Source organism: Flavobacterium sp. CFBP9031 (genome assembly GCF_034044945.1).
Taxonomy (GTDB): domain Bacteria; phylum Bacteroidota; class Bacteroidia; order Flavobacteriales; family Flavobacteriaceae; genus Flavobacterium.
Genome location: NZ_JAXCWF010000004.1, coordinates 173,498 through 185,813, shown reverse-complemented (window position 1 = coordinate 185,813; position 12,316 = coordinate 173,498). Strand labels below are relative to the sequence as shown.

Genomic DNA, 12,316 nt, shown 5'->3' with positions numbered 1-12,316 from the left:
AGAAAAAAAGTCTGGAGATTGCCACCTCCAGACTTTTTTTGTTTTATTCTATTCTATAAAAAGTTACGCAACTCCTTTATTTCTTCTGGATTTGCAGTTTCAGAATTATCTGTGATTGCTGAAGAATGATAAAAAGTGAGATCTAATTTTTCTTGCAACAGTTTGATATTTGAAGATCTTAAACCTCCTCCTGGCATAATTTCAATTCTGTCTCCCGCTAGTTCTTGAAGCCTTTCTAGAGCCAAAATTCCTTCTTCTACATTTACACCTTGACCTGAAGTCAAAATGGTTTTGAAGCCACAGTCGATTACATCTTCAAGTGCTTTTTCAGGATTTTTAACTACATCAAAAGCACGGTGAAAAGTACACGATAACGGATGTGCCAAATGCACTAATTCCTTATTCTGCTTTTTATTTACTTTTCCGTTTTCTTTTAAAATTCCGAAAACGAAACCATCAACGCCTAGTTTTTTATATTGCTTGATATCTTGTTTCATTTCGGTAAGCTCTTCGTCAGAATAGACAAAATCACCACCTCTAGGCCTTATAATAACATGCATTTTTATATTTATACTTTCGCGAACCTTTACTACCAAAATAGAGTTTGGCGTAGTTCCTCCCAGTTTCATATTTTCACATAGCTCAATTCTATCCGCACCATTTGCTTGAGCAATTACTGCCGATTCATAATTGAAACAAGCTATTTCTAGTTGATTTTTTTTCATTTGTATTGTATTAAAATGGCTTCGACTCCGCTCAGTCTGACAAGCTGCAAAAAAATTATGTTCAATCTTTGTCTCCCTGAGCGGAGTCGAAGGGCGCTCCTATTGGAACGTGGGCTTCGACTTCGCTCAGCCTGACAAGTCGCTTTGTTATACTAAACAAAACCGACGGCTAATTTAATACTAAACATCCTTTTTATTAAAATTTTTATGAGTTGTTTTATTCAAACATTGAGAAAGTTTTTTCAAATCCTCCCATTTATCTTTTATTATAGCTTCTTTCTTTTTTCTGCTCCAGCCTTTTACTTGCTTTTCAAATGCAATAGCTTGGATAACATCATTAAAATCTGTACAAAACACCAACTCCAAAGGCCTTTTATGAAATGTATAGCTTTCTTGATTTAAACCATAATTATGTTCATTTAGTCTTCGATTTATATCATTTGTCATTCCTGTGTAATAACTTCCATCAGAGCATTTTAAAATATAGACGTAATATCTTTTCATCATTTTTTACTTCAAAAACAATAAAAGTAAGAAATTTAATTCAAAAACATTAAGGAGAGCGTGCTAATAGAAACGCGGCTTCGACTTCGCTCAGCCTGACAAATAGAAATCTAAACATATACAGTCGTCAAAGCTTTGTCTCCCTGAGCGAAGTCGAAGGGCGTGCCTATTGGAACGAGGGCTTCGACTTCGCTCAGCCTGACAAATTAGAAATCAAGAACTTCTATAATCGTTAAAGCTTTGTCTCCCTGAGCGAAGTCGAAGGGCGCTCCTATTGGCAAATGCGTATAAAAAAACCTGCTCCCAATAAGAAGCAGGTTTAAAAAAAATATAATGTAAGATGATTATTTTACCATTTAATAATAGCACTTGCCCAAGTAAATCCACTTCCGAAGGCTGCTAAGACTACAGTATCTCCAGATTTAATTTTCCCTTGTTCCCAAGCCTCAGTCAAAGCAATCGGAATAGATGCTGCGGTTGTGTTTCCGTATTTCTGAATATTGTTATGAACTTGGTCGTCTGTCAATTTGAATTTATTTTGAATGAATTGCGAAATTCTCAAATTTGCTTGATGCGGAATCAACATATCAATATCTGAAACCTGAAGACCATTTGCTTCCAATCCTTCATTGATTACTTCAGCAAAACGAACTACAGCATTTTTAAATACAAATTGTCCGTTCATATATGGATAATAACTTTCATCATTCGGATCATTATCTGCAATAATATCAGTTACCCAACGCGCTCCCATTCCTGGCGCTTGTAACGCCAATTCTTCTGCATGCTCTCCTTCAGAGTGTAAATGCGTAGATAAAATTCCTTTGCTTAAATCTTCTTCACGGCTTAAAACTGCTGCTCCTGCTCCATCTCCGAAAATTACAGAAACTCCACGTCCGCGAGTTGTCATGTCTAATCCTGTAGAGTGAACTTCAGAACCAATAACCAAAATATTTTTATACATTCCGGTTTTAATATATTGATCTGCAACAGAAATTGCATAAACAAAACCAGAACATTGATTTCTAACATCCAATGCTCCAACTGTTCTTAAACCTAAATCTCTTTGAACCAGAACTCCAGGTCCTGGAAAATAATAATCTGGACTTAATGTAGCAAAAACTACAAAGTCAATATCTTCTTTGGCAACACCAGATCGCTCTATTGCAATTTTAGCTGCTTTTACTCCCATTGAAGTAGTAGTGTCTTCTCCACGGATAATGTGTCTTCTTTCCTGAATCCCGGTTCTTTCCTGAATCCATTCGTCATTGGTATCCATTATCTTAGACAAATCATCGTTAGTCACCACATTAGAAGGAACATAATATCCTAAACCAGCTATTTTTGAATGATACATATATCTATTATTATTTATTAAAAAATTGGATTGCAAATTTACGCATACTTTAAAATATACGTACACAAAATACTATTTTTTTCGTTATTAGCAATTTAATATATTCTAATTCTACGCTAACTTATTATCATTTGCTTCTTGAAAAGACAATTTTCGCATGCAAACATTGAAAAAAATTAAAAATCAGGCTCAAGATGTAACAAGACAAAACTATCTTAGACAAACATTTTGAATACCAATTTACAAACCCATAAAATTCAAACTATGAAATTAAAGGTTACACTGTTTTTATTTTTAAATATAAGCTTTTTCTCTTTTGCACAAGAGAATCTAACTTATCAAAAACCTTCAAAATCTATTTTAGATTTGGCAGACTATCAAAGAGCTCCTTCCGTATCAATGGATACAAAAAAAGAGAACATGCTCTTGATGTACCGCAACACCTATAAAACACTCGACGATTTAAACCAAGACGAAGTTCGTCTAGCTGGTTTGAGAATTAATCCAGTTACTAATATTTCAAGCACTGTAACGTATTTAATCAATCTTAAATTAAGAAAAATAAACGGAAAGGAAGAAATTCAGGTAAAAGGACTCCCTGATAATCCGAAAATATCAAACATTCTTTGGTCGCCAAACGACAAAAAAATCCTATTCTCGCACACTACCAATTCTGGTGTAGAACTTTGGGTTTTAGATGTTGCAAGCGTACAAGCGACAAAACTTACAGAGGCTAGAGTAAATGCTAATCTTGGAAATCCGTTTAACTGGTTTTTAGACAGCGAAACTATCTTAGTAAAAATGCTTCCTAAAAACAGACCGCCACTTTTAGATTCTAAAAAAGATCTGCCTACTGGGCCGATTATCTCAAATACTTCTGGAGAAAAATCTCAAAACAGAACGTATCCGGATATGCTGAAAAATAAAAACGACGAAGCTAATTTTGAAAACTGCATAACTTCTGAATTGTATAAAGTAAAACTAAATGGAGATGCTGTTTTATACAAAGACGCCGCTATGTTTGCTGGAGAAAGAATCTCTCCAGATGGTCAGTACATTATGCTGACAACAATTCAAAAACCATTTTCTTATGTAGTTCCATTAAACAGATTTCCATCTAAAACAGTTGTTTATGATTTAAGCGGAAGAGAAATTAAAACGGTAAATGAGGTTCCTTTAAATGAAATTATGCCAAAAGGTTTTATGGCTGTTCGAAAAGGAAAAAGAGAAATGGCTTGGAGAAACGACAAACCGGCAACTTTATCTTATGTTGTAGCTTTAGACGAAGGAGATCCTGCAAACAAAGTTGATTATCGAGATGAAGTTTTTCTTTGGGATGCGCCTTTCGACAAAGAAGCTTCTTCATTAGCAAAAACTCCACAGCGTTTTAGCGATATTATTTGGGGGAATGACAATCTAGCGGTTCTTTCTGAAGAATGGTACGACACGAGAAGCACCAAAACATTTTTGATTAATCCATCAAACCCAAATCAGCAGCCAAAAATGATTACGGATAGAAATTCGCAAGATGTTTATTCTGATCCGGGAGTTTTTGAAACAAAAAAGAATGCTTACAATAAATATGTTTTAGCAATCGAAAAAAACAACCTTTATAGAATTGGCGAAGGTTATACTAAAAACGGACAGTTTCCTTTTGTAGACGAATTCAATGTAGAAACTTTAAAATCAAAACGTATTTATACTTCTCCTTATAAAGATAAAAAAGAGGATATTTTAGAAATTGAAGATTTCAAGTCTGGGAAAATCTTAGTTATGATTCAGTCAAAAACAGAATACCCAAATTACTATTTCAGAAATATAAAAAAACAAAATAGCCTAACACAAGTTACTGATTTCAAAAATCCGTTTGAAAGCATTAAAGACGTTAGCAAAGAAGTTATTAAATACAAACGTAAGGACGGATTGGAGCTTTCAGGAACTTTATATCTTCCTGTTGGTTATGATAAAACTAAAAAAGAAAAATTGCCGCTATTGATCTGGGCATATCCAGCAGAATATAAAGATAGAAATAGCGCTTCTCAATCGACTCAAAATTCAAACGAATTCACTTTCCCCTATTATGGCTCATTTGTATATTGGGTAACAAAAGGTTATGTAGTTTTAGATGACGCTGCTTTTCCAATTATTGGAGAAGGAACTACAGAACCAAACGACAATTTTATTTCGCAATTAGTAGATAATGCGGCAGCGGCGATTGATGCAGTAGATGCCTTAGGCTATATTAACCGTAAAAAAGTGGCTGTTGGAGGACATTCTTATGGAGCTTTTATGACTGCCAACTTACTAACCCATTCAGATCTTTTTGCATGCGGAATTGCGAGAAGTGGTGCTTACAACAGAACATTAACTCCATTCGGATTTCAATCTGAACAAAGAAATTACTGGGAAGCGCCAGAAGTTTACAACGCAATGTCTCCATTTATGAATGCAGAAAAAATGAAAACGCCAATTTTATTAGTTCATGGAGAAGCAGACAATAATCCGGGAACTTTTACTTTGCAGACAGAACGTTATTTTCAAGCATTAAAAGGATTAGGAGCACCAGCAAGAATGGTTATTCTGCCTAAAGAATCTCACGGTTATGTAGCAAAAGAAAACATTTTGCACTTGCTTTGGGAACAAGATCAGTTCTTAGAAAAGTATCTGAAAAACTAAATTCATAATTTGATTCTAAAAGTAAACCCGACAGGCTTTTGAAACCTGTCGGGTTTATTATTTTAACAATTAGAAATTATCTAATTTTCTAATTGACACATTCCCTAATTACAAATAATTTAAAGCCAGGAAAACTTCTTGTTCAAGCGGCAAATCTATTTCGCTTTCAAAGAAAATCAACTGCCTTTTATAAACTGTTTCAATTAAATAATGGCTTCCTCTAAAATAAGTTCTTCTTATTTTTACCATTAATTTTGATTCTGAAACCATTTTAAATTGATGCGGATAAACTAATGTTTTATGCGCTTCGTCTGCGTAAGACAATAATAAATGAGTCGGAATTTCATTTACTTCTCCAAACAAAGATGCCACATATTTAACCTTTGGATCTTCGTATATTTTTGAAGGATCATCTTTTACCAACACTTCTCCGCTTCTCATCACAATTGCCTGATCGGCAAAAGACAAAGCATCTGTACTATCGTGTGTTGCAATAATACACGTAATTTCTTTTTGTTTTAGATAACGAAATAAATTACGACGTAAAGCATTTTTTCTAAAAGCATCTATCTGACTAAATGGCTCGTCTAACAAAATTACTTCTGGTTCTAAAGCCAAAACTCGAACCAACGCCACTCTTTGCTGTTGTCCACCACTTAGAAATTTGGTCTTAACATTTGCAAACTGATCCATTTCTACCATTTCTAACAATTCCTGAACACGAAGCTTTTTCATGTTTGCAAAACCGTTCGAGAGAAACTTACCTACGTTTTCTGCAACTGTTTCGTATGGAGACAAATCAAAATCCTGGGCCAGATATTTCATATAAGGCATCCCTGGAATCAAATTGAACTTTGGCCCCAAGATCGGCTTATCGCCATAAAAAATCTTTCCTTCATCCAGATCGTATAATCCGTATATAAGCTTGAGTAGCGTACTTTTTCCGCAGCCACTCTCACCAATAATCGCAATATTCTGGCCTTTTTCAATAGAAAAAGAAATGTTTTTTATAACGGGGCTTTCGGTGTACGAAAAAGATATATTTTGAATGTCAAGCATGAGTTGTAATATGAGTCGTCAAATTTACAATGTTTAATTTCTAAAGTCAAAAAAAAGCTGCTTCAATTATTTGAAACAGCTTTTTTGATAATTTATTTTATTAGAAACTATTTTCCAGCTTCTGCTTTAGCGTCATTTACCATTTTGTCGTTTGCTGTAATTGAAAATTCAACACGACGGTTTTGAGCTCTACCTTCTGGAGTATCATTTGTTGCAATTGGATCTGCAATTCCTAAACCTGAAGTTTTGAAACGGCTTGATTTTAATCCTTTTGAAACTAAATAAGCTTGCACAGAAGCAGCTCTTTGTCCAGAAAGTGTTAAGTTGTATTCTGGTTTTCCAGTATTATCTGTGTAACCAAAAATTTGAATATCTGTATCTCCATAATCATTGAATACAGGAACTAATTTATCTAAATTAGCTTTTGCTTGAGCTGTTAAAGTAGATTTATTAGTATCAAAACGAACAGCGTTTTCGTTTAATGTTAAGTGAATACCTTCACCAACTCTTTCAACAGAAGCACCTGGTAAAGCTTGATCAATTTCACGAGCTTGTTTATCCATTTTATTACCGATTAAAGCTCCAGTTCCTCCACCTACAGCAGCTCCAATTGCAGCTCCTAAAGCAGCGTTTCCGCCTCGTCCGATATTATTTCCTAAAATACCACCAATAACACCACCTGCAACTACACCAATTCCGGCTCCTTTTTGCGTATTATTTGCGTTTTTTACTGAATCACAGCTTGTAAAAAAACTAGCTATAACCATTAAACTACTTAAACCTAAAACCGTTATCTTTCTCATTTTCTATATCTTTAAAATATTAATTAGCTCTTTGAAATTGGTAAACCACATCTTTTACCTGACCTCCCACATTGATATTATCAACTAACTGAAAAGAACTTTCAGTTACACCTGCAACTTTTAGCAAATAACCATCTCTAACTTTCTTCGCTTTCTCACCTGCATTAAGAATTTTCAACACAAACAAACCTTGATTGTTGATACTCCATACAATTGGCGAAGAAAATCCAGTACAACTTGGCGAAGTCAAAGCCATTGTTCCTTTATTATTATTCGAAATAAAGCTCCAAGTACTTCCAATAAAACATTTTGAATCTGCAAGATCAAATGAATTTACTTTGATATAATCAGAACCTGGGTAAGAAACATTGGTAAGTACCCAATTCCCTTTTAACGCTACTTGAGTCGATTTGTCAAGTTTTGTTGAAAGCGTAGTTGCTTCAGAAGATGAAGCTGTTGACGAAGCTGACTTACACGCAAAAAACATAGCGGCAATCAAGCATATAAAAATACTCTTCTTCATTTTGTACAATTTTTTTTAGATTAATACTTGCCTTTTTAACAATTATTGTACCACAAATATACGATTCATAAAGATATTTTTCGTTTTAGAATCTATTTATTTTCTTTCAGAATTAACATTTCCGACATTTTGTCACCCAAAATACAATTGGTATTTTATTTGAACGAATGAAAATCATCAAATTAAATCAAAAATTAAAAAATATGGCAACAGGTAAAATTAATGTTTCAGTAGAAAACATTTTTCCTTTAATTAAAAAGTTCTTATACAGCGACCACGAAATTTTCTTACGCGAGCTTGTTTCTAATGGTACTGATGCTACTTTAAAATTAAAACATCTTATTAGCATTGGTGAAGCTAAAGTAGAATACGGAAACCCAATTATTGAAGTAAAAGTCGATAAAGAAGGTAAAAAAATCCACATTATCGATCAAGGTTTAGGGATGACTGCTGATGAAGTTGAAAAATACATCAATCAGGTAGCTTTTTCTGGAGCTGAGGAATTTTTGGACAAATACAAAGACTCTGCTAAAGATTCTGGAATTATCGGACATTTTGGACTTGGTTTCTACTCTGCTTTTATGGTAGCTGAAAAAGTTGAAATCATTACAAAATCATACAAAGATGAGCCAGCGGCACATTGGACATGTGACGGAAGTCCTGAATTTACTTTAGAGCCAGCTGACAAAACTTCACGCGGAACAGAAATCATTCTTCATATTGCTGAAGATTCTCTTGAATTTTTAGATGATTCTAAAATTAGCGGTTTATTAAACAAATACAACAAGTTCATGCCTATTCCGATTAAATTCGGAACAAGAACTGAAACGCTTCCAAAACCAGAAGACGCTCCAGAAGATTACGTTAATGAAACAGTTGAAACTGACAACATCATTAACAACCCAAATCCAGCTTGGACAAAACAGCCTTCTGAATTATCTGATGAAGATTACAAAAACTTCTACAGAGAATTGTATCCAATGCAGTTTGAAGAGCCATTATTCCACATTCATTTAAATGTAGATTATCCTTTTAACTTAACTGGTATTTTGTATTTCCCAAAATTGGGCAATGATATGCAAATCCAGAAAGACAAAATTCAGTTGTACCAAAACCAAGTTTACGTTACTGACAACGTAGAAGGAATTGTTCCTGAATTCTTGACAATGTTAAAAGGTGTTATCGATTCTCCAGATATCCCATTGAACGTTTCTCGTTCTGGTTTACAAGCAGATGGAGCTGTTAAGAAAATCTCAAACTACATTACTCGTAAAGTAGCAGATAAATTGAAAGCTTTATTTAACGAAAACCGTGCTGATTTTGAAGCAAAATGGAACGATATTAAAATCGTTTTAGAATACGGAATGCTTTCTGAAGAGAAATTCTACGAAAAAGCAGGTGCATTTGTTTTATATCCAACTGTAGATGACACTTACTTTACTTTAGAAGAATTAAAAGAAAAACTAAAAGAAAACCAAACTGATAAAGACGGCAAATTAGTAGTTCTTTACGCTGGAAATAAAGATGCTCAGCACTCTTACATTGAGGCAGCAAAAGACAAAGGCTATGAAGTATTGCTTTTAGATTCTCCTATTATTTCGCATTTAATCCAAAAAATCGAAAACGATAACAGCGGATTAACTTTTGTACGTGTTGACTCTGATCACATTGACAATTTAATCAAAAAAGAAGAAAACACTATTTCTAAACTTTCTGATGACGAAAAAGCAGCTTTAAAAACTTCTTTAGAAGCTTATATTCCAAAAGCATACAGCGTTCAATTGGAAGCTATGGATTCTCAAGCAGCTCCATTCATCATCACGCAACCAGAATTTATGCGTAGAATGAAAGAAATGAGCCAAACAGGTGGCGGCGGAATGTTCGGAATGGGTAATATGCCAGAAATGTACAATTTGGTTGTAAACACCAATTCTGATTTAGCTTCAAGTATTTTAAATACAGAAGACAAAACGCACCAAGAGCATTTAGTTAAGCAAGCTTTAGATTTAGCTAAATTATCCCAAAACCTATTAAAAGGTGAAGCGCTTACGGCTTTCGTAAAAAGAAGTTTCGAAATGATCAAATAAGCATTTAGATGCTATCTTAGTAAAAGCTGCCCAAACTGGGCAGCTTTTTTTGTTTCTCATCCCTTCGACCATAATTTTTTCTTCAAAAATTCGTTATACAGCTTTATAGATTACCACTAAATGATCTTTATTGCAATTCAAATTTTTTATTACATTTGACTGCCTTATTAATCTAACCCAAAACAAAAAGACCCTATGAAAAAAACTGCTATTTTACTAACAACCATTTGTGCCACAGCACTTTTATATGTTTCTTGCTCAAGCGACAATAACGACCCAGCCGTTTCAACAGACTTAACCAGCATTGGAGCATCAGTTGCCATTGACACTTCAAACGAAATGGATCTTAACACCAGTCTCTTAATCAGTACAAGCACTTCAACTTCTGGAAAACCTGCCGATACACCTCCTGGAATTTGCGCAACAATTACCATTACAACGCCAAATGGAGGAAATTATCCTAAAGTCTTTTTAGCCGATTTTGGAACAGCAGGATGCAAAGACGGAAATAATTTTACGCGTAAAGGAAAACTAGAAGTAACACTTTCAGGACCAATTACAGAAACTGGAAGCAAAATGACAATTAAAAGAATTGACTATTCTATAAAAGACATCAAATTAGAGGGAACTATTGAATATACAAACACTACAACTATTCAATCTACGCCACAATGGACCAGAAAAGTTACAAATGGAAAATTAACCGATTTACAAGGAGGGGTTTATACCAATTCGGGAACTTACACTACTAAACAAACTGCAGGTGCAGACACGCCTTTAATTTTATCTGACAATGTTTACGAAATTATCGATGGCACACATACCGTAACATCTTCAAATGGTGTAGCACTTACTTTGACAGTAAAAGAACCACTAATTAAAAAATATTCTTGTTTATTTATCTCCAAAGGACAATTAAAAGTACAAGGAGGTATTTTAAACGGAGTTATAGATTACGGAAACAATGACTGCGATGCAACTTACACGTATACGCACGAAAATGGCACTTCGTTTATTTTGTCGATGTAAAACCTTTTCTTGCATTACTTTAGAATCCCAATTTAGAAATAAATTGGGATTTATTTTTTTTATAAAAAATAAAACATCACCCCCTATTTACATTTAAACTATTTTCTTTATTTTGCACCAAAATCTCAAAAACTAATGAAAAAAACACTAATTGCTTTTGTTACTCTTGCAGTATTAGCATCTTGCAGCAAAAAAGAATCAGCTGCTGATAACCTACACATCACAGGAAACATTAAAGGTTTAAAAACCGGAACTTTATATATCCAAAGAATTGTCGACACTTCTCTTGTTGCTATTGACAGTATCAAAATTGATGGAAACTCAGCTTTTGAAAGAGATATTAAATTAGAATCTCCAGAAATGCTTTATTTATATTTAGATCGAGGCGTAACAAACTCATTAGACAATAACATTTTGTTTTTTGCCGAGCCAGGAACTATCAATATCGACACTAATCTGGACAACTTCATTGCTGGTGCAAAAATTACTGGTTCTAAAAATCAGGAATTATATGAGGAATACCAAAAAATAAACACACGTTTTAGAGACGAAAACTTGTCTATGGTTGAATCAAAATTCAAAGCTTTAAAAAGACAAGATCAAAAAGCAATTGACAGCATTGACGCAAAACAACAGTCAAATATTAAAAGAAAATATTTATACGCTACAAACTTTGCCATAAACAATAAAGATCACGAAGTAGCACCTTATATTGCGTTAGCAGAGATTTACGATATCAATTTGAAATTTCTTGATACGATTCAAAAATCAATGACGCCAAAAGTAGCACAGTCACTTTATGGAAAGAAACTAACTAAGTATGTTGCTGAAGTTAAAAAAGCAGAACAAAATGCACCAGCAGCTGCAACAACTCCAGCTCCAGCTGAATAAAACATAAAAGCAACAATGAAAAACGTCCTGAATTATCAGGACGTTTTTTTTATGCTTAAATTCAACAAAAATCCCGCAAAGCATATAAATGCTATCGCAAGCGGTTTTCAATCTTTAAAACATAATTAAATCACCACAATGCAATACGTTTCATTTAATATGCTTCCTGTGGTTGAAACCGCGAGCTATATTTGAAAAACTTCCGTAAAGAAAACCACCAATCTTTGTCGAATTCCTAGTGTAACTTCTTCTTCGCCGAAAAATTGGCATTTGGAATTTTAGAATTGAAATTTTAAAAAATGGCATAAAAAAAACCACCACATTTCTGTGATGGTTTTTGAGCCGATAGAGGGACTCGAACCCACGACCTGCTGATTACAAATCAGCTGCTCTAGCCAGCTGAGCTACATCGGCCTATTTTGCGAGTGCAAAGATATAAATGTTTTTTAATATTCCAAAAAAAAATTCACACCTCTCTCTATAATTAAAAAAACCATTCGCCGAGGCGAATGGTTTCCGTTTTTTGAGCCGATAGAGGGACTCGAACCCACGACCTGCTGATTACAAATCAGCTGCTCTAGCCAGCTGAGCTACATCGGCGTCATTACGGGTGCAAATATAAAGCGGTTTTTCAATTTCCCAAAATAAATTTGCACTTTTTT

At 34.1% G+C, this 12,316-nt stretch carries 10 protein-coding genes and 2 tRNA genes; 4 read left to right on the top strand and 8 right to left on the bottom strand.

Annotation, left to right across the window (positions count from 1 at the left end; all coding sequences use genetic code 11):
* Positions 1-53: 53 nt before the first annotated feature.
* The 3 genes from SOM12_RS08610 to SOM12_RS08600 form a co-directional block, all read right to left on the bottom strand.
* A complete protein-coding gene (locus SOM12_RS08610) occupies positions 54-725 on the bottom strand; it encodes a copper homeostasis protein CutC (RefSeq protein ID WP_320493077.1) in 672 nt (223 codons plus the stop codon).
* A gap of 180 nt (positions 726-905) precedes the next feature.
* Positions 906-1,229 (bottom strand): GIY-YIG nuclease family protein, encoded by a 324-nt coding sequence (locus tag SOM12_RS08605; RefSeq protein WP_320493314.1) that lies wholly within the window; start codon positions 1,227-1,229, stop codon positions 906-908.
* A gap of 349 nt (positions 1,230-1,578) precedes the next feature.
* Entirely contained in the window at positions 1,579-2,586 is a 1,008-nt protein-coding gene (locus SOM12_RS08600; protein ID WP_248728175.1) for a 3-oxoacyl-ACP synthase III family protein, read from the bottom strand.
* Positions 2,587-2,850: 264 nt separating this feature from the next.
* Between SOM12_RS08600 and SOM12_RS08595 the strand changes: the two genes are divergently transcribed.
* Complete coding sequence (locus SOM12_RS08595; protein WP_320493076.1) at positions 2,851-5,262, top strand: alpha/beta hydrolase family protein; 2,412 nt, start codon at positions 2,851-2,853, stop codon at positions 5,260-5,262.
* 108 nt (positions 5,263-5,370) lie between these two features.
* Here SOM12_RS08595 and SOM12_RS08590 read toward each other — a convergent pair whose 3' ends face one another.
* From SOM12_RS08590 to SOM12_RS08580, 3 genes are all read right to left on the bottom strand, one after another.
* Positions 5,371-6,321: an ABC transporter ATP-binding protein gene (locus SOM12_RS08590; RefSeq protein ID WP_095929389.1), complete on the bottom strand. Its 951-nt coding sequence runs from the start codon at positions 6,319-6,321 to the stop codon at positions 5,371-5,373.
* A 107-nt stretch (positions 6,322-6,428) separates the two neighbouring features.
* Positions 6,429-7,124 carry an OmpA family protein gene (locus tag SOM12_RS08585; protein WP_095929388.1) on the bottom strand — a complete coding sequence of 232 codons (696 nt, stop codon included), beginning with the start codon at positions 7,122-7,124 and terminating at the stop codon, positions 6,429-6,431.
* A gap of 19 nt (positions 7,125-7,143) precedes the next feature.
* Entirely contained in the window at positions 7,144-7,647 is a 504-nt protein-coding gene (locus SOM12_RS08580) for a lipocalin family protein (protein WP_095929387.1), read from the bottom strand.
* Positions 7,648-7,850: 203 nt separating this feature from the next.
* Here SOM12_RS08580 and htpG point away from each other — a divergent pair, with 203 nt between their 5' ends.
* The 3 genes from htpG to SOM12_RS08565 all read left to right on the top strand — a co-directional run bounded on the left by htpG (position 7,851) and on the right by SOM12_RS08565 (position 11,654).
* The gene (gene htpG, locus SOM12_RS08575; protein WP_320493074.1) at positions 7,851-9,734 is read left to right on the top strand and encodes a molecular chaperone HtpG; all 1,884 of its coding nucleotides are present in this window, start codon (positions 7,851-7,853) and stop codon (positions 9,732-9,734) included.
* A 195-nt stretch (positions 9,735-9,929) separates the two neighbouring features.
* On the top strand, positions 9,930-10,763 hold the full coding sequence (locus tag SOM12_RS08570) for a hypothetical protein (RefSeq protein WP_320493073.1): 834 nt from the start codon (positions 9,930-9,932) through the stop codon (positions 10,761-10,763).
* A 135-nt stretch (positions 10,764-10,898) separates the two neighbouring features.
* On the top strand, positions 10,899-11,654 hold the full coding sequence (locus tag SOM12_RS08565) for a DUF4369 domain-containing protein (RefSeq protein ID WP_095929385.1): 756 nt from the start codon (positions 10,899-10,901) through the stop codon (positions 11,652-11,654).
* A gap of 340 nt (positions 11,655-11,994) precedes the next feature.
* Here SOM12_RS08565 and SOM12_RS08560 read toward each other — a convergent pair.
* Together SOM12_RS08560 and SOM12_RS08555 are read right to left on the bottom strand one after the other, a co-directional pair.
* Positions 11,995-12,068 (bottom strand) — tRNA-Thr (locus SOM12_RS08560).
* Positions 12,069-12,180: 112 nt separating this feature from the next.
* Positions 12,181-12,254, bottom strand: a tRNA-Thr gene (locus tag SOM12_RS08555).
* Positions 12,255-12,316: the final 62 nt, after the last annotated feature.